Origin of the sequence: Sphingomonas abietis, from assembly GCF_027625475.1 — a bacterium.
GTDB classification, from domain to species: domain Bacteria; phylum Pseudomonadota; class Alphaproteobacteria; order Sphingomonadales; family Sphingomonadaceae; genus Solisphingomonas; species Solisphingomonas abietis.
In genome coordinates this window covers 3,525,088-3,543,801 of the sequence record NZ_CP115174.1, presented here as the reverse complement: position 1 = coordinate 3,543,801, position 18,714 = coordinate 3,525,088, and the positions used below count along the sequence as shown (strand labels likewise).

The window sequence follows — 18,714 nt, the reverse complement described above, 5'->3', positions numbered from 1 at the left end:
GGCTTCGGCGACCGTCGAACCTTCCTGCTCAGGCCAGAGGCGATGGCTCGAATGAAGGAGGCGGCTTTCCGCGATGGCGATGCCGGCACCGCCTATCGCGGACTGCTTGCGCGCGCGGATGCCGCACTCGATCGTCCGCCGCCAAGCGTAGTGGAGAAGGGCAGTGTGCCGCCTTCAGGCGACCTCCACGACTATATGAGCATCGCGCCTTACTGGTGGCCAAATCCCGCTGTGCCCGGTGGCAGGCCCTATGTTCGCAAGGACGGCAGCGTGAACCCTGAGCGGGCGACGGCGGACTATGACCTCTCCTCGCTTTCGCGGATGAGCGCCGATGTCGAGACGCTGGCGCTGGCCTATTACTTCTCCGAGGACAGCCGGTATGCGCGGCACGCCGCGTCGCTGCTGAGGACCTGGTTCGTCGATCCGGAAACCCGGATGAAGCCCAATGTCGAGTTCGGACAGGCGGTCCTTGGTCGAGCCAACGGGCGGCCGGAAGGCATCATCGAGACCACACGGCTGATGCCTGTGGTCGAGGCGATCGGTCTTCTCGGGCCATCGGGCGAGATCGATGCCGGCATGCAGGCCGATCTCGAACGCTGGTTCGGCGCCTATGTCGATTGGCTGCAGACCAGCCCGCGCGGCAAGCGCGAAGGCGCGAAGGATAACAACCACGCGCTCTGGTACGATGCCCAGGTCATGCAATTCGCTCTGTTCGCGCGCCAACCGGACCGTGCGAGGCGGATCGCGGCCGCCTTCCCGAAGCGCCGGATGCTTGCGCAGTTCACGCGCTGGGGAGGGCTTCCGAAAGAGCTCAGCCGCGAGCAGCCGTTCCACTATTCGATCTTCGCGCTTCAGGCCGCCTATGACGTCGCCGATCTCGGACGATGCGTGGGCGTCAGGCTCTGGAACAAGCGCGTCGATGGTCGCAGCCTTCGGCGGACGACAAACTTCCTGATCGAAGCGGGACGAAGCCAGCAGCCCTGGCCCTATAACGGGACCGCGTCCCGTACCGACGAGCTCGAGGAATTATCGCGGCGGGCCCGCGATGCCTGGGGCTCACGCTATGTGGCGTCTCCGGAGGCCGAGTTGCGATATTTCCTGAAGGCAAGGTCCAGCGCGAGCGGGTAAGAGGCTGGCGTCCGTCAGGTCGGTTGGCTGGTAGGCTTGCGATGCGCAAAGGCCGAAAGGTTCAGGCTCAAGCCTTGCAGCAGCCGGACCGCTTCGGGATCGTTGTCCGTCAGAAGTTCGACCAGATCCTCCTGGTCGGGCTGCCCAAGCGCCACCCGGTAGAGCAGGCGTTGGGTCTTCAGCCTGGCAAATCGGTCGATGTCACGGCTTTGCGGGAGAGCGAACAGGTGACGCTTGAGCTCAGCGCCGGGCAAGGTCCACCAGGGCGTGAGGCCGGTTTCGTCGTCCTTGAACGCTAGATTGGCACTTGCTGCGATCGCGTCCCAGGGGGAGGTCAGATCACGCCGTGCTTGCGCCAAGGCGCCTTCTCCGAGCTTGGCGGCCAGCGGGCGTCGGACGGTGAGACCACCGAAGCGCTGCACTCGGCCCTCGCGCTGTTCCAGATCGACCGGACTCGAACAAAGATCCCAATGGCCCAATTGATCGCACCAGCTGTGGAAATCGAGCCCCTCCTGTCCGACCGAGGTGGTTGCAAGGACATAGGGCCAGAAGGGCGTGTTGAAGGCGCTGCGGATCTCTTCCGAGCGCGCAGGCGACAGTTTGTCGTCACCTTGATCCTGACGCTGTGTCTCGCTTTCGGTGCCGCCGAACGGCACCGCGGCATGGCAGCGGATCCGAACCTTGTCCTTCGTGGCCGGCCCTTTGAAGCCAAACGTACCCACGTTGGCTGACAGCGCTCCGGAAAGATCGTCGATGAGGCCCGTGCTCCCGACCTTGGATTTGCGCAGCCAGAAATGCTCGTCGAGTACCGCCTCGAGGCAGCCTTCGATGCAGGCGCGCTGATATTTCGCGGTGGCGTCGCCTCCCGGCAGCACCGCCCAGAAGACCGGACGATCGAGGTAGGTGCGCAGCTTCGTCCAGCAGAAGCGCGCCAGCTTGCGATAATGCCGGCCGCTATAATCGAAGAGTTCCGGCAAATGGCGGTAGAGCGCGCGGCCGGCGACGTTACCCGGAGCGCCGAGCGCCATGTCGACCAGCGCATCGAGTTCCCACTTGCTGATCCAGGTAATCGGCTCCGCCTCGTCGCGAAGGGTGAGGAGGGATTGGAGCGCCGCTTCCTTGGGCGCGACCCATCTCCAGTCCTTCTGTACCATGGCAAATTCGCGCGCATGAGGCTGCCGTTGCGCGCGTTCGATCGCAGCGAGCACGGCCCAGGCCGGCTTCCGACGACGAGCATCGCGCTTATTGGGAGCCTCGGGGACGATGGAAGATGGAAGCGACCGGATGATCTGCTGCCTCGCGCGGGCCCGAACCTGCCTGATCGAAGCCCCGTCGCGCACATCGAGCGGATCGACGGCGCGGATCAGGAACGGGCTTGGGTGAAACAGTGCGAGCGTCGGACCCTGATTGGGTTTGGGATTGAGGTGACGCTTCTTCCAGGCGTTCTTGTAGGGCAGGGTGCTCTTGCCGACCAAGCTTCGCTCGACCTCGAGGCTCACCAGCGCTGCTACGCTTTGGGGCGTTGCCTTGAATCGGCTGAAGAGCAGGATCTTCTGCGGTTCCGCTATTCTCGCCCAGGGGCCGGCGGGATCCCACCATGGAAGCGAAGGGCGCATCCACGGCAGAGCGAGCGCTTCGGTCGATACGATATCGGCCAGCGCCCGCAGCTTGGCGCTGCCCCAGGCATCCTTGGGCGGTTTGAACCAGGTGCTGACACCGAGGCGCGGGACGCTGCGCGTCGCAGGAAATTCCCGGCCGCGGGTGATCTGATAACGATCACCCAGTGCCTGGGCCGGCAAGGGTACCGACAGCCAATATGCGATGGCGGTGGTTCTCAGATTCTTCGGCACCGCCGCTGCGAAGTGGCGATAGATGTCCAGGTCGTGCGGTTCGATCCGCACGGGCTTGGGCGGAGGTTCAGTGGTTTCACGCGCCGCAGGGCGCTCGGTCCGCGACATCAGCGGCGTGAGGAGAACTTCCAGCTGTTGCTTTATGCCCTGGGCCTCGTCGATCGCAGGCTGACGGCCGTCGACGGGGAGGCGCCCGATCACATGCAGCAGGTCGCCGAAGCGGCGAAAATGCGCTTCCGCTTTGGAACGGACATCGGCACCTCCGAGGAATGCGATGAGGTCGAACAGCTCGACATGGGGGGCAGTCCCCGCGCCGGTTTCCCATCGTTCCGCGTAGAAGCGATATGGCGTCGCCGAAAGCAGCAGGATGGGGGGCGGAGAAGCGCCGTCCTTCCCTTCGAGCAACTGGCGGGCGAGTGGATTGTCTGCACCCGCGTCGAGCAATTCGCGGTAGCATTGGAATTCATCGAGGATGACAAGGTCAGGTGTCGCTGCGTCGAGCGACGCCTGAGCCAGCGCCTTGCGCATCCGCCCGATCGTGTGCCCGTCAGCGATCTTGGAATCGTTCGCAGCCTGCAAGATTGCGTCGCGTGCGGCTTTCCCGAATTCCTGCCGCAGCGCTCGGCCATATGCCGCTTTGAACGCTGCAGATGCGTGCGCGAAATTCTCCCTGGCTTCAGCGACCGCGCCGGCCCAGCCCGACGTAGCCCCGTGCTCGATGAACTCCGGAGAGAACGCCCTCGTCAGGCCGGGATAGAGTTCGTCCAGCAGCATCTTGATGAAGGCACGCTCGACCGCCTTGCCGCCGTAGAGACGCTTCGTGCCGGAGAAGGAGGTTTGAGGGGTGAAAGCGTACAGCCGAAGCTTGCCCTCACGCCTCTTTTCAAACGGTATGAGGCCTACGCGATCGACCTGTGAAAGCGCCTTCTTGGCAGCATCCTCGTCCAGGGATCGCAGCAGCTCGACCTTGTTCTGATCGGCGACCTTATGGCCACTCGAGATATAGTAGACCGTGAACTTACGTGCCTTGCGAGCGAGCGCCGCGAGCGTGTCGCGAGCGACGACGGTTTTGCCAAGGCCGACCTCGTCCGCCACGAGAAAGCGTCGGAGCGGATTTGCGCCGGTCAGCGCCGCTGTCGCGGCCGCGACCGTCGCTTGCTGAAAGGGCTTGGGAAGAGCGCTCATGATGCAAGCTGCGTCCGGGCCATCGCCCAGATCTGCGCAAGTTCTTTCAGGCTTTGCTTTTCGTCAGCGGTGAGAGCCCCGTCATGGGCAAGCAACGCATCGACATAGGGCGCGAAGTGTTTATCGGCCCGCGCGAATGCTTTGTCGTCGCGCGCCCATGCCGCGAGAATGTCCTCGAGCGTCAACCGGGCGTAGCCCAGCGCTTCGCGTCCATTCGACGTCCCTCCCACGTCCTCATCCCAGGCGACATCGCCGATCGGCACGGTCTCTCCGCCGAGCATTGCGCGCATCCAGTCGTGGAAGGCGCGAAGGCCCATATGGCTCGCCAGCGCCGCAAGGTCGCGCTTCGCGTCGAGTGGGGGGTCGACAGGCACCCGCTGCATCCACCGCACAGAGGTCTCCGCAAGGGATAGGCGGACCTGGATGAACGCGGATTGGACCGACAACGGGATTTCGCCAAGGTCGAGCCGAAGCCCGGTCTGCGGCCAGGGAAGAAGATCGCCATTGGCATGGCCCGCAGACAGTCGGTGACACGGGTCAGCGAGCTGCGGCGGTGTTTGAGCATCAAGCACGAAGTGATCACCGTTGCGCCGCAGGATCGGATCCCAGGATGCCATCAGCGCCTTACGCGATTCCTCAAGCGCATCGCGCTCGCTGATGGCGACCGGTTGCGCCTGCATCAGCTCGTCGATTGTGACCGGCGTCGCCTTTCCGATCAGAAAGCCGAGGCCCGGATTGAACGCCTCGCTGGCTTCGAGTTCGAGCATCACTTCGGAATTCTGGCCGCCCCAGGCACGGTGGGTGGCATTGGCACTGCCGATCCGTACGATCGACTTATTGCCTTGGTGAAAAACCACCAGCTTCGCGTGGAGCGCCAGCGCCTGCGGCTCGGTGTCATCGTCTTGCGCCGCTGACTGATCGGGCACTGCCGCCTCCTTCTCTTCGATCATCTCATCCGGCGCGGCATACGCTAGGATGCGCGAGAAGCCGGCCAGCGGCGCACCGGACCGGTTCGCCATGTCTACCAGCGCCGGCATCGACGAGACGAGCGTCCGCTCATCCGCCGCTCCCCAGCGGCTCGCCATTTTCAGGAAATCCGCTGATAGAAACGGGCTGACGATCGTCAGCCCGTCGATCTTGCCCGCCGGCGGATGGGCGTCGAGTGCTACGCCTTCCTCAAGCCCGTCGAGCAGCGCGGACAGTTTGAAGCCGTCCGGCGCATCCCACCAAATGGTCTCCAATGTCTCGCCGATATCGACGGCATCCCCCCGTCGCGCCGTATTGGCTAGGCTGACGCCGAGCGAACCGATGCCCTGAAGGCGCGCTCGACCTTTACCGCGCTTGGCATGACCTTCGAGAAGCACGCCCACCTCGAGATCCTGGGAGCGGGTGAGATTGCGGCTGCCGATCCAGAGCTTCCAGCCGGCAGGACCTTTCGGACCGTCATAGGCGACGAGCGCGATCTTGGGATGCCAGCTGCGGGTCCGCTCATCATGAGTCTGCTCGACTACGAACTGATCGAGGATGCCTGCGACCTTCGGGAGTGCGACCGGCCGCGCGATCCGCCCGCGCTGGATGATGATCCGGACCCGGTCGCGCAATTGGTCTATCGCCTCCGCGAAGTCGATCGCGGCGCCCGATCCTTTCTCGTTATTGCGGCCAATAAGGGCGAGCAGCGTCGCTGCGATCGCCGAAAGGTCGACCGAGTAGGTCGCGAACAGCGCGAGACGGACGCTTTCGCCTGATTTTGGACGAAGCTCGTCGAGATAGGGCTGGCCCGGCCATGCGGGTGGGCGCTCTTTCATGCGACGCCCTCGAGATCCCGGAGAAGGCGCTTCACGTTTCCCCAGCGGTAGTGGAGCGGTTCCGCGGAACCATGCTTCCCCGCCTGCCACTCCATGCGGCGATCGACACCAAATTGATTATTGGCCAGCCGCGCGCGGTCGCTCTTGCGACTATACTCCGCCCGCTCGTAGGCCCCGAGCAACGAGGCCGGGCTCTTCGCTTTGGAGCGCACCCAGGCCAACGTCTCGCGAAGAACCGCTTCGACAGGGGCGGGGAGGTGGCCAACATCATCGAGGAATTGGTCGAAGTCGAGCGCGGCGGCGTCCGCGCCCCATTCGTCGACGACCTCTCCGAGCGCGGAGCGATGCAGATTGTCCTGGGGACGCTTGTCGCGCGTCTCCTTCAAATCCTCGACGAGAGCCGCGTAGGTAGCTCGGCCGACGGCCGAGAGCGCTGCTGCTTGTCCAGCCCGCCTCAACCGAGCAGCATCTTTGCCCGCCAGCTCGAGGATCTCTGCGCTCCAGCAATGCACGGCTTCGTCCAGCGGGCGCCCGACGAGCTTCGACAGCAGGGAGGGTTCGCTGGGATCGCGCGGCGAGCGCACGGCGCGAAGCTTGCGCGCCAGGAACTGTCGTTCTCGGCCAGAGAGTTCCAATGTCAGCTTGCCGCCATCGTCCCATTCGATTGGCGCCGGGATCAAGTCCGTAATCGGCCAGGCACTCGTCTCCAGGGGCTTGCCGTCGTCATCGTGCGTCGTCCGTTTGCTGCCGGCCGAAAGCAGCCTGGCCATGTCAGGGCGGCTCCAAGGGCGGCCATCGGGACGCGTGGCGATCAGCCCCCATTTTGCGAGCGCCGTCCAATAGACGTAGGCGGGCGGCTGGCTGATGGCGCGAGGATACACCTCGCCGCCGATCACGCCGTCAGGCTCGCCTTCGCCGTCCTTGAATTGGAGGCGGCCGGTCAGTGCATGTTCTAGATCGACGAAGGCTTGGGCGAAGTCCTTTGGAACCGGACGCTTTGCCCGCAAGGTCTGATAGATCCATGGGATGAGGAGCGTGTAACGGAGCCGTGTGTGCAGGACCGAGGTGCCTGGGAAGAGGTGGTCTGCATAACGCTGGTGGACGATCAGGAAACCGACCTCATCGCGGACTCCGGCATTGTTGCCGAACATCATCTGCTCTGCTTGCCCAAGGGCCTTCCGCGACAGAAACGTGAAACCAAAAGACGTCAAGCAACTGCTCCCCCCGGAGAACGCGGCGACTCGGATGGCTGTTGGCCCTTGGTCAGGACGACCGGGCCTTCGCACGGAGATTGGCCTGTACGCGAGGGCACTATCAACCCTCAATTTGTGACAGTTTTTCTTGCCACCCAGGACCCTCGCGAGGAGAATGCCGATATGCTCAGCTCCAGTGCGTCGACCCAGGCGTGACCAAGAATGTATGTTGGCAGTGCATTGGCGAGGACCTCGTCAGCGCCGAAATAAAGGCGGAGCAACCGCGCCGGACGTGTAGCTATTGTGGCTCACGCCGAGCGGCCATCCGTGTCGAGGATCTCGCACGCAGGGTGGATCCGGTGTTCCAGAACATCGTCGGCGAGGCGGAGGCCGGCTTCGTGATGCGCGACGGTAACCCTGACTGGGCGCCCGACGGAGATCTTCCCAGCAACATCATGACCGAAATCCTCGAGGCGGACACCGACGAGATTGGTCGTGACCTCGTATCCGTGCTCGCAGACCATTACCGTGTCGAGGTCAATGACGGCGGCTTTGATTTCTATGACGACACATCAGACTGCTATGCGATCCTCGATTCCGAGGACGATTGGTTCGGGCGTGGGTGGCAGAGCTTCTGCGATGAACTGAAACATCAACGCCGTTTCTTCCTCGATCTAAGCGCGCACGTCCTCGACGAGATATTTGGTCCAATTTTGCGCGAAGAATGGCCGCCAGGAGGCGCGGTCCGGACGATCGGGCCGAACACGGGCCAAACACACATCTTTCGCGCCCGGCCCGCCAACGACCGTGCTGAGCAGGAAAAGATCTATCGACAACGTCGCCGCCAACTCGGTGCGCCGCCGCCCGGGATCGCGGGCTCAGGGCGCATGAACGCGGCTGGGATCAGCGTGTTCTACGGCTCGTTCGACCGCGACACCTGTGTCGCCGAATTGCGCACCCCGGTCGGTGGCTATGCGATCGTCGGCCGGTTCGAGATCTTGCGCCCCTTGCGGGTGCTCGACCTCACCTTGCTTGAGGCCGACCCCGAGCCGCTCAGCTATTTTCACCCGCACTATAGCGAGCGCATGGCCTATTCGGCGTTCATGCGGGGCTTCCATGCCGAGATAAGGCGCGCGGTCATTCCCGGCCGCGAAACGCTCGACTATCTGCCCACTCAGGTCATCGGCGAATATCTCTGGTCGCGCCCCAACCCCGGTTTGGACGGTATTGTGTTCGGATCGGCGCAAATTACCGACTCCGCGAACAACGTGGTGCTCTTCCCGCAAGCCGCTTCCGTCGAGGGAGCTGACGATGAGAGCGCGCGCGCGATACGCTATTTTCATCACCGCCAGGCCCGCACCGACGATGATGCCGACGAAGACGATAGGCTCGACCGCGACATGATCAGTTTCGAGCCACCGCCTGCCGAGGCTGAGAACGCACAGGCCCAAAATCCTGGTGATGATGACAACTGGCTCGCAGGGTTATGGGAACCGGTCGCGGCGGTCCCCGATCCAGGCCCCGCGCTTCGGCTCGGCGACAGTGACGTATGGCGGATGCGTGTTGAGGGCATCCGCTACGTCACGCACCCCATCCAAGCCGACTTCAGCGACTGGGAAGATCACGGCTTCTGATGGACTGCGGGGCGGAAGCCAGATCCCGGCTCATCAAAGGTCGATGAACCCTCTGCGAACTGCCACCACGACGGCATGGGTGCGGTCGGTCACGTCGAGCTTGGCGAAAATGTTCTTCAGATGGCCCTTGATGGTGTCCTGAGCGAGATTGAGCTGCCAGGCGATCTGCTTGTTCGGGTGCCCTTCCGCGATGAGCCTGAGGATGCTTGCCTCGCGCTCGCTCAGCCGCTCTTCCATCGCGTGCATCGCGATCGCTTGCGCGACCTCGGCCGAAATGGCGCGCTCACCGGCATGAACCGCCCGGATCGTCTGGAGCAGATCCTTGCGAATGCAGCTCTTGAGGAGATAGCCGGACGCGCCGGCCTTCAGCGCCCGCATGGCCTGACTGTCGCCGGGGTAGGTTGTGAGCACGACGATGGCGGCGGTCGGATCGAGTTCCCGAATCCTCTCGATCGCTTCGATGCCGCCCATTTGCGGCATCTGGATGTCCATCAGCGTGACGTCGGGGGAGAGCGTGTTGAACTGCTCGACTGCCGCTACGCCGTCGACCGCTTCTCCCACCACCTCTAGGTCCGGCTGCTTGCGCAGCGTCGCTGTCAAACCCTCGCGAAGAAGCGGATGGTCATCCACCACTAACACCCGGATGGGCGCTTCAACGACGGGCCTCGGCTCAATCAACGCTTTCCCCCTGACGCCCTCTGAATAGGAACAAGCGCCTCGGTGGCCGAGCATACGCCACCTTTGCGGGAATGGTGAGCGTTAGTTCCGTCCCTGTACCAATTGACGAGGATAGACTGAGTTCAGCGTCCAGGCGCCCGGCCCGCTCGCGCATTCCGCGAAGGCCATAGTGGCCGGCGCGGTAGCCGGCCTTCAGGATCTCTTCCGGAATGCCGACGCCGTCATCCTTGAAGCTGACGGTTAGCTTGGTCTGGGAGAAGGCAATGCGGACTCCCACCTGAGTCGCTTGGGCATGGCGCCAGATGTTGAAGATCGCCTCGTTGGCGATCCGCGCAATTTCGTCAGCGGCGATCAGATTGAGGGACGCTGGCTCACCCACCGTCGTGATCCGGACCGACGTTCCCGATGGGAAGACAAGGCGCTGGACGATGTCGTTGATCATCCGTTCAAGATCGTCGCCGCTCTCGGTGATCCGAAGATCGCGAACCCGTCCCCGGCCTTGTGCAAGGACCTCCTCGGCGAGATCGATCGTGCTCTCCAGCGTGCCGTGGACGGGAAGCTCGGCGGGGATCTCGTCCACCGCGAGCTGAAATTTGAGGATGAGGGCCTGAATGCTTTGCAGGAGCGTATCATGCACCTCCCGCGCGACCCGCTCGCGCTCGGCGAGCCGCTCGCTCAGCCGGACCCGCAGGCGCTGTGCGATGGTGTGCAGGCGCAGCCTGTAGAGCAGCCAGAGCGACAGCAGGGCGATCGCGATGCAGAGCGCGATGAACGCCCGCGACTGAACAAAGGTCGGCGGAATAGTGATGCGGAAGGAGAGACCCTTCTGGTTCCAGACCCCGTCGTTGTTCGCCGCGATCACGTCGAACGTATAGGTGCCCGGCGCGAGGTTGGTGTAAAAGGCTTGCCGACGCTGGCCCGGGTCGATCCAGGCTCCGTCGAAGCCTTGAAGACGATAGCGGAAGCGCACGCGGCTTGGGATCGCGAGGCTAAGCGCGGTATACTGGATCGAGATGTTCCGCGCACCTGCGGGGAGGCGAATCTCGTCCGAAAAGGGGTAGAGCTTTCCGTCCGCAGCAACTGACCTGATCGCGAGGGATGGGGCGATCCGATTGCGCTCGAGGCGGCTCGGGTCGATGCGCAGCACGCCCTGACGGGTCAGGAACCACAGCCGATCGTCGCCGCCGATCGCGACCTGCAGGCCCTGCGAATTTTGCGTACGGCTGGTGAAGCCGTCTTGTTCGTCGAAGATGTCGTGGGGGATCGGCGCCGCGGGATTATCGAACGCCCGATCAAGATCGGTCGTGGTGAGGCGCGCGATGCCCTTGTTGGTGATCAGCCAAGTGTCGCCTGTCTCATTTTGAACGATGCCGCGCACGCCACGCAGCCACGGTTGATCGGCGATCGAAATACGCTGGATGCGATGCCCGTCCCAGCGGGCGAGCCCGGTGCCGCCGCCGATAAGCAGCCCTTTGGCATTTCCGAACACGGTGGTGAGCCCTGCCACGCCGAGGCTGGACTCGGGCAGGTTGATCGTGCGTGGGCCATCAAGGACGATCACGGATTTCCGGCTGAGCGACCCGACGATTGCGCCGCGCCAGTCGAAGAAGATGTCGAGCGGCGTGCGGCGTGACGGAAGATTGGCCTGACGCCAGCCTGCGCCTTCCCGGTAGAGCATGTTCCCTGCCGGGCGTGCGAACCAGAGCTTTCCATCGCGGTCCTCACCGCAGCTCGAGACTGACTTTCCATCGGGCCAGGAGACCGTCGCGGTGATGCGACCGTCCTCGATCTTGGAGGCTTTGCCCTTCTGGGCGACCCAGATGCCGCCACGTACGCGACAGAGCGCCTGGATGTCGTCATGGAGGTCCAGGAGAAATTTAGGATCCCCGTTCGGCACGGATCGCCACAGGCGGGAGCCGTTGGTCAGGTACATGTCGCCGCGGTCGTCGGCTGCGAGCATGAAGCCTTCCGCCGAACCGCTGGTCAGCAGAGGGATGCGCTCGATATTGGATCGCCGGAACTGGTCGAGACCCATCTCGGTTGCCACCCAGATGCTGCCCTCGCGATCTTCCAGAAGCGCCACCGCCTCGTTCGAACTGAGGCCATCTGGGCTTCGGAAGTAAGAGGGCGGGCCGGCATAAGCGCCGCCTGGCCGGTCGATGCGGAAGACGCCGTCTGTGTAAGTCGATCCCCAGAGATCGCCATGCCGGTCGAACAACAGGCTTATCCGGCGCGCGGTCCGATCGGTTCCTTTGGCGGGGACGCTGAGCGGCGCCTTCGCACCGGCGAGGAAGTCGGGGAGGGCTTTGGTGCCTTGCGCATCCGAGAGCCAGATGCGGCCGGTGCGATCCTGCGCGAGGCCAGCGCCGTTCGAGATCATGAGACCGGTAGCTTCGAAGCGCGTCGATCCGTGGCGAAGGAAGAAAACCTGGGTCTGGGTCGCGAGCCAGACGGTTCCGTCGCGCGCCGCGAGGACAGCCGAAACAGCCTCGTCTTCGGGAACGCCCCAGCGTTCATTGATGCTCTTCCACTTGCCATCGGCGAAGCGCTTGAGCGCTTTTCGTCCGCGGCCGCCGACAACCCAGATCGCACCATCCTTGTCTTCGACAATCATGGTGACCTCACCAGGCGCACCGGGCATGCCCGCACGCTCGAGCCGACCGCGTCGCATTACCTCAACGCCGGCGCCTCCGGCATAGCCTACCCAGAGCTGCCCGGCGCGCGTGACCAGCAGCGCACTGACGGGGATCGAGCCCGGCGGGTGATCCTTGGCGACGGGAATGTGATCAAAGCTCGCGCCGTCGAAGCGGAACAGCCCTTCGTAGGTGCCAAGCCAGAGGAAACCGTCAGGTGTCTGCGCGAGCGCCTGGACCATGCCGGGAACGCCGTCCTTGCTGGTCCAGCTCGTGTGAGTGAACTGTTCGGCCGTCTCGTCGCTGTCCTGCGCCAGAGCCGCGAAGCTCAGCGTTGAGATCAGAATCAGGATCAAGAGGCGAAAAGCGGAAAACATGAATCTCTGAAGTCATTCGGTACGGACGAGAGAACGGCATTAACACGTGGAAGGGGCACGGACGAGCAACCCGAAAGGGTGGTCGCATGCGTGCGGCGATAGCGGCCCTGGTCCGCGAATTTTCCTCGGCAAAGTCCAGGTTGGCCATGTGACACGACACTGTTCGCATGTGCTTTCGTGTGAAGATCCTACAATCCTTCATGGGTCGCCGACGTCAGGCTCTTTGTCGAAGCGACGGAGATCAGACATGGATGCAGTGACCACCAAATGCCCGATGGGCGGCGCGCCGAAAGCGCCGCGAACGATGCGTTCTCTTCTGGGGCGAACCAACCGCGACTGGTGGCCCAAGGCGCTGCCGCTGACGATCCTCAGCCAACACGGCGTGTCGCCGAGTCCGTATCCTGTAGACTTCGATTATCGCGCCGCGTTCACAGCCCTCGACTATCAGGCGGTCAAGGCCGACCTGCGCGCCTTGATGACCGACAGCCAGCCCTGGTGGCCGGCCGACTATGGGCATTACGGGCCGTTCTTCATCCGCATGGCCTGGCACTCGGCGGGCAGCTATCGCAGCGGCGACGGGCGCGGCGGTTCGTCCTCGGGCTCGCAGCGCTTCGCGCCGCTGAACTCTTGGCCCGACAACGGCAATCTCGACAAGGCGCGCCGCCTGCTCTGGCCGATCAAGCAGAAATATGGCGCGAGCCTCAGCTGGGCCGACCTTCTCATCCTGACCGGCAACGTCGCGATCGAGTCGATGGGCGGTCCGATCTTCGGCTTCGGTGGCGGTCGCGAAGACGTGTACGAGCCTAACCTAGACGTCTTCTGGGGTGAGGAAGCGAACTGGGTCGGCAACCCGGAAAACCTCACCCGCATCGACGAGACCGACGGTCGCTCACTCGAAAAGCCGCTCGCTGCCATCCAGATGGGCCTGATCTATGTGAACCCGGAAGGTCCGGGGAGCGTGCCCGACCCGGTTGGCTCGGCGCGCGACATCCGCGAGACCTTCGGCCGGATGGGCATGAATGACGAGGAGACCGTGGCGCTGACCGCCGGCGGCCATACCTTCGGCAAGTCGCACGGCGGCGGCGACGCCGCGACCGTCGGCCTCGCGCCGGAAGGCGCGGACATCGCGCAAATGGGGCTCGGTTGGATTTCGACCAACGGCACCGGCATGGGCGACGATGCCATCACCTCGGGCATCGAGGGCTCGTGGACACCCACGCCGACGACATGGGATATGACCTATTTCGAGATGCTGCTCGACCACAACTACGAACTGGTCCGCAGCCCGGCCGGTGCCCATCAGTGGCAGCCCGTCGGAAATCCGGCCGAGACGCTGGCGCCCAAGGCGCACACGCCGGGCACCATGGTCCCGACGATGATGACCACCGCCGACATGGCGCTGAAAGTTGACCCGGCTTACCGGGCGATCCTCGATCGCTACCGCGCCGATCCCGCGCACTTCGCGGACGCTTTCGCCCGTGCCTGGTTCAAGCTCACGCATCGCGACATGGGCCCCAAGGCGCGCTATCTCGGCCCGGATGTGCCCGCCGAGGATCTGATCTGGCAGGACTCGATCCCAGCCGCCGACTATGCGGCGATCGCCGCCGATGACATCGCCTGCCTCAAGGAGGCGATCATCAACTCGGGGCTATCGGTCGCGGAGCTGGTCGGAACCGCCTGGGCGTCGGCGTCGACCTATCGGGGTTCCGATCGTCGCGGCGGCGCCAACGGCGCGCGGATCCGGCTTGCGCCGCAGCGGACCTGGGCGGTCAACCAGCCAGAGCAGCTCGATCGGGTTCTGGCCATCCTCGAAAAGCTTAAGGCCGACTTCGACTCCAGCTCGAAGGACGGCAAGAAGGTGTCGGTCGCCGACCTGATCGTGCTCGCGGGATCGGTCGGTATCGAGCGCGCCGCCGAGGCCGCCGGCCTGCAGGTCGAGGTGCCGTTTCTCGCGGGCCGCACCGATGCGCTGCAGGAGGAGACCGATGCAGATAGCTTCGCCTTTCTCGAACCGCGCGCTGACGGCTTCCGCAACTATCTGGAGACGCCGTTTGACGTCACGACCGAAGAGCTGCTGATCGACCGGGCCCAGTTGCTCGGCCTCAGCGTGCCCGAGATGACGGTGCTGGTCGCGGGGTTGCGGGTCCTGGGCGTCAATCATGGTGGCTCGACGCGTGGCGTCCTCACCGATCGCGCAGGCCAGCTCACCAACGACTTCCTCGTCAACCTGCTCGACATGGCGATCGGCTGGAAGGCGGCTGCCGAGGGCAACACCGAGACCTTCGTCGGCACCGACCGGGTAACCGGCGCCGAGCGCTGGACCGCCTCGCGCGTCGATCTCGTCTTCGGATCGAATTCGCAACTCCGGGCGGTCTGCGAGGTCTATGCCGGTGCCGATGCGGGCGGGAAGTTCGTGACCGACTTCGTTGCTGCCTGGACCAAGGTCATGAATGCGGATCGCTTCGATCTGCTGAAATGAGCTGATGGGGGAGGGGCGCAGTGCGCTTCTCCCCGATATCGCAAGATAACTTCTGGGAGATCTCTAGAGGACTTATGCCTGCATGTAATCGGTCAGCGCACTTCGCGATCTCCGGGCGCGTCGGTTAAGCGCGGCACAAGCTTCCAATGATAAGGTAGCGAGATGTTTTCGGTTCGGTTCGTTAATCGACAAGGTCGCCTGCTTGTAGAGCGGAGCGGCTTCCTCGAATTGGAGGAACCGCGCCGCTTCCACACAGCCATTTGTGGCGGCATCGCCGAGGTGACACGGACGGGAGCCGCCTTCGACATTCTTATCGACAATTCCGCCGGGCTCCCGCTCGCCAGCGACGTCGCCACCAATTTCGAGAGCATCGCTGTGGACATCCGCTCGAGCGGTGCCCGACGGATTGCGTTCGTGATCCCCGGTGGCGTCAATCGCATCCAAGCCATAAGAATTTTTCAGCCCAGTAGCGACGATCGGATCGGCGTATTCGTGGATGCTTCCGCTGCGGAAGAATGGCTGCTTCAATTACCGTCATTGCGCAGCGCAGCGGGTCACTGATTGCAAATCCTCGTGAGCGCTATCCTGTGTGATCAAAAAAATGGCCGCACGGGGGCGGCCTTGAAGTGTTAGGAGAGGATGCCTGAAAGGCGTCGTTATGCTGCACCTGCGAAGGCGACGTTGCGAGGGGCTAAGATGAGGTCGCCTGCGGCCCTTTGGAGAAGCAGATGACCCTCGACGAATATGAGAATGGTGGCCGCACGCTCTACTCCGAATTTGCCGAGGCGGTGGCAGCGATCCTCCAAGCCTCAATCGCCGAGCATAGCGGGCTGCGGTTGCAGAACATCCAGCGCCGAGCGAAGGAGCCAGCATCGCTTCGGGTAAAGCTGACCAAGGCGGGTGCCGCGAACAATGCTCAGATCGCGGATTTCGCGAAGGATGTCTCTGGGTGCCGACTCATCTTCTACACCAATGGCGACGTCTATCGCTTCGGGCAGAGCGGCATCTTACGCGAGAATTTCACGATCGATTACGAACGCTCGAAGATCCACTATCCCGACAATAAGGAAGAGGGCGCGGAGTTCTTCATTTCCGAAAATTGGGTGGTAACGCTCAGCGAGGCCCGATGCGCTCTGTCTGAATATCGTCGCTTTGCCGGACTGCGCTGCGAAATCCAGGTACAGACGATCCTCGACCATGCCTGGGCCGAGATGGCCCACGATACTATCTACAAGCCGATGTCGGACGTAGGGTTCGGCGCGGCGAAGATAGAGGGGATGCGCAAGCGATTACGCAAGGTCATGCAGGAATTCCTGCAGCCTGCGGGCTACGCCTTCGACAAAATCGCTAGCGATTACGCCCAACTTCGTGACGGGATAGAAATGTTCGACAGCGATGCGCTCGGCGTGATCGCAGGCTGCGCTGACCGAAATGCGCTCGATGATGCCGTCGAACGGTTCTCGAACTACGTGCTTCCAAACTATGATGATTACATCGCTGCCGCGCCCGAGATCATTGAGGTCCTCTCGAATGCGGTGATCCGGGCACCTCGGATGCTCGATATTCCGCACAAGGCCTACGGCCACGAATATCCGGGCACGAAGAGTCAGGCCATCATCGCGAAGATCTGTCGCATCCTGGAGAGCGGGTATCTCCTTTACGCAGCGCCCGAGCGTATGTTCGACGCGCTAATCGCGATGCGGAGCGCGGCAGTAACCGACGATGAGCGCAAGCCTATCGACGATCTCATCCGACGGTTTGCCCAGCACGATTTGCGCGCCTGGAAGCAGGTCGGACCGGGGCTCCAGAGGCTTCTGGTCGACAAAATTGCGGCACTGGACGACGCCGAATTCCTTGCGCGGGCTCCGAGTGTCACGATCATGCTTCGGGAAGCATTGTCTAGCACGGTGACCGGCACGAGCTGGAAGGCAGATGCCATGCTTCTGCACTCCGGATCGGTCTCGGTCACCGACGACCTCAAGGCTGTCCGCAGACAGGCCCTCCACGAGCTCGAGCGTCTGCACGTACTGCTCGACGATGATGCTGCCCGCAAAGACGTGCGCCACGCCATGCTTGCAGCCGGCAACACGCCGAACAACTCCGGCTACTCCGACCTGCTCGGCGAGGTCATCATGAATGACCTGACGCACGTTTTCGGGTTCTTTACCAAGATGATTCCAGGCTTCGGCTTGGAGGCGCGCCGGCAGCTCGAAACAGAGCTCCATCGCAAGTTCTACGCCTATCATGTGCTTCCGCCCGGAATGGCCGATAACGCGCAATTGGCCGCGGCCCATGCGCGCTTGCTAGAGGCGTTTGCCGCCTGCCGGGCTGCGCTCGAAGGCGACCTCGATTTCGATCGGTATCGAATGCTGGTCGGACACGACAGCGTGACCCGCAGCATGTGGGAGAAGCCGGGCTTCGATTACGAGGCGTCGACGAAGGATCGATCGTCCGCCATCGAGGAGATGGTCGCGAGCGTGACTGCGAAGACCGCCGACGAATGGCTGGCGCGCCTCGAGCGTTTTGTTGTGACCGAGAGCAACGATGGCGCCTTCTTCTTTGGGCTGCAGGAGTTCATCAAAAAGCTGGCGCATGCTAATCCGGAAATCCTGCTGGACTGGGTGCCGAAGCTAAGCGATCGCCTTGCGACCTGGTTGCCGGGGATGCTCCACGACCTGTCGGAGGCAGGCCAAGGTGCCGCGATCGACCCGCTCATCGAGACATGGGTTAGCGAAGATCGTCACCTGTCGTCGATTGCATATTATCTCCAATTCGCAGCGGCATTTCGCCTCGACCTGCTCTTGGCCATCACCGGCAAAGGACTTGCCAGCGGCGAGGAGCTTGTCCTGCACAACGTCGCGATAGCGGCAGCGCGCCAGTCCGCCAAACATAACGAGCCCATGTTCGACGAAGTCTTTTTGCCTGCGGTTCGGGTGCTTTCAGCGCGCAAACTGTTTGGCTGGGCCGGTGGCATGTTCAATTGGAACCAGGTGAGTCTGCTGCGAGGGCTCTCGACTGCCCAGACGGAAGCGTTGCTTGGGTTGCTTCTCGATCTTCCCAGACTTGGCAGCAATGGCGAGGCCATGCTCGCGGTTCTTGCCGAGGAAAACATACAAGCGGTCATCGACTTCATCGGCCAACGATTCCAACATGAGCACGATGGGTTCGAGGTCAGCTATGAGAATCTGCCGCATGGTCTTTACTATCTGAAAGACCCGCTTGCCGCAGCGCCCGTGGAGATTGTCGCCGCTGCCCGGGCATGGTTCGATCGTAATCGCAGCCTGTCGGAGTTCCGGGGCGGACGGTTGATCGCTGAGCTTTTCCCGAATCTGGAACATCCGCTTTATCCGCTCCTCCTCAACCATATTGAAGAAAGCCGTGATGGCATTGAGTTCGTGCTCTCGGTGCTCCGCGCCTATGAGGGGCAGACATTCTTGCATCCGCTGCTGCGTGCGATTGTGGGCATTCTTCCCCCCGACGATGAACTGCTTCGGATCGTCGACATTGTCATCGACTCCAGCGGCGTGCTTGTAGGCGATTATGGCAGTGTCGAGGCCCAGGAAGCGCGGCGGGCGCTCGTCGCCGAATGGGAAACCGATGAAAGCGAAGCTGTCCGGGCATTCGCTGCGACCTTCGTGAAGGCTGCGGATAATCAACTCGCTATGGAGCGTCGTCGCGCCGATCGATCGGTCGCCTTGCGCCGAATCGAGTTCGGCGATGATGGCGACTGAGGAATGCGCCGCCCGGGCGGG

At 63.1% G+C, this 18,714-nt stretch carries 10 protein-coding genes; 4 read left to right on the top strand and 6 right to left on the bottom strand.

The window, feature by feature from the left end; translation table 11 throughout:
* Positions 1 to 51: 51 nt before the first annotated feature.
* Complete coding sequence (locus PBT88_RS16630) at positions 52 to 1,128, top strand: alginate lyase family protein (protein ID WP_270076424.1); 1,077 nt, start codon at positions 52 to 54, stop codon at positions 1,126 to 1,128.
* 14 nt (positions 1,129 to 1,142) lie between these two features.
* Here the strand turns inward: PBT88_RS16630 and PBT88_RS16625 are convergent, their stop codons facing one another.
* From PBT88_RS16625 to PBT88_RS16615, 3 genes are read right to left on the bottom strand one after another with little or no spacing between them, the layout of a single operon-like run.
* Positions 1,143 to 4,163, bottom strand: coding sequence for a DEAD/DEAH box helicase family protein (locus PBT88_RS16625; protein ID WP_270076423.1), 3,021 nt, complete (start codon positions 4,161 to 4,163; stop codon positions 1,143 to 1,145).
* A complete protein-coding gene (locus PBT88_RS16620; protein ID WP_270076422.1) occupies positions 4,160 to 5,968 on the bottom strand; it encodes a phospholipase D family protein in 1,809 nt (602 codons plus the stop codon). Before PBT88_RS16620 ends, PBT88_RS16625 begins: the two co-directional genes overlap by 4 nt.
* Positions 5,965 to 7,179, bottom strand: coding sequence for a DUF6361 family protein (locus PBT88_RS16615; RefSeq protein ID WP_270076421.1), 1,215 nt, complete (start codon positions 7,177 to 7,179; stop codon positions 5,965 to 5,967). The genes PBT88_RS16620 and PBT88_RS16615 overlap by 4 nt, the downstream gene beginning before the upstream one ends.
* 194 nt (positions 7,180 to 7,373) lie before the next feature.
* Here PBT88_RS16615 and PBT88_RS16610 point away from each other — a divergent pair, with 194 nt between their 5' ends.
* Entirely contained in the window at positions 7,374 to 8,795 is a 1,422-nt protein-coding gene (locus PBT88_RS16610; RefSeq protein ID WP_270076420.1) for an RES domain-containing protein, read from the top strand.
* A gap of 33 nt (positions 8,796 to 8,828) precedes the next feature.
* On the opposite strand, the gene PBT88_RS16605 is transcribed toward PBT88_RS16610, so the two are convergent.
* Together PBT88_RS16605 and PBT88_RS16600 are read right to left on the bottom strand one after the other, a co-directional pair.
* Positions 8,829 to 9,473, bottom strand: a complete 645-nt coding sequence (locus PBT88_RS16605; RefSeq protein WP_270076419.1) for a response regulator — start codon at positions 9,471 to 9,473, stop codon at positions 8,829 to 8,831.
* Positions 9,466 to 12,462, bottom strand: coding sequence for a sensor histidine kinase (locus PBT88_RS16600; RefSeq protein ID WP_270076418.1), 2,997 nt, complete (start codon positions 12,460 to 12,462; stop codon positions 9,466 to 9,468). Before PBT88_RS16600 ends, PBT88_RS16605 begins: the two co-directional genes overlap by 8 nt.
* Before the next feature lie 268 nt (positions 12,463 to 12,730).
* Here PBT88_RS16600 and katG point away from each other — a divergent pair, with 268 nt between their 5' ends.
* Positions 12,731 to 14,962, top strand: coding sequence for a catalase/peroxidase HPI (gene katG, locus PBT88_RS16595; RefSeq protein ID WP_270076417.1), 2,232 nt, complete (start codon positions 12,731 to 12,733; stop codon positions 14,960 to 14,962).
* A gap of 72 nt (positions 14,963 to 15,034) precedes the next feature.
* Here katG and PBT88_RS16590 read toward each other — a convergent pair whose 3' ends face one another.
* Positions 15,035 to 15,490 carry a hypothetical protein gene (locus PBT88_RS16590; RefSeq protein ID WP_270076416.1) on the bottom strand — a complete coding sequence of 152 codons (456 nt, stop codon included), beginning with the start codon at positions 15,488 to 15,490 and terminating at the stop codon, positions 15,035 to 15,037.
* A gap of 200 nt (positions 15,491 to 15,690) precedes the next feature.
* Between PBT88_RS16590 and PBT88_RS16585 the strand changes: the two genes are divergently transcribed.
* A complete protein-coding gene (locus PBT88_RS16585) occupies positions 15,691 to 18,693 on the top strand; it encodes a RelA/SpoT domain-containing protein (protein WP_270076415.1) in 3,003 nt (1,000 codons plus the stop codon).
* Positions 18,694 to 18,714: the final 21 nt, after the last annotated feature.

What these genes read in the sequence shown, in the direction of transcription:
- PBT88_RS16630 (WP_270076424.1), top strand. Translation starts at nt 52, where the DNA reads ATGAAGGAGGCGGCTTTCCGCGATGGCGATGCCGGCACCGCCTATCGC.
- PBT88_RS16625 (WP_270076423.1), bottom strand. Translation starts at nt 4,163, where the DNA reads ATGAGCGCTCTTCCCAAGCCCTTTCAGCAAGCGACGGTCGCGGCCGCG.
- PBT88_RS16585 (WP_270076415.1), top strand. Translation starts at nt 15,691, where the DNA reads ATGACCCTCGACGAATATGAGAATGGTGGCCGCACGCTCTACTCCGAA.
- PBT88_RS16620 (WP_270076422.1), bottom strand. Translation starts at nt 5,968, where the DNA reads ATGAAAGAGCGCCCACCCGCATGGCCGGGCCAGCCCTATCTCGACGAG.
- katG (WP_270076417.1), top strand. Translation starts at nt 12,731, where the DNA reads ATGGATGCAGTGACCACCAAATGCCCGATGGGCGGCGCGCCGAAAGCG.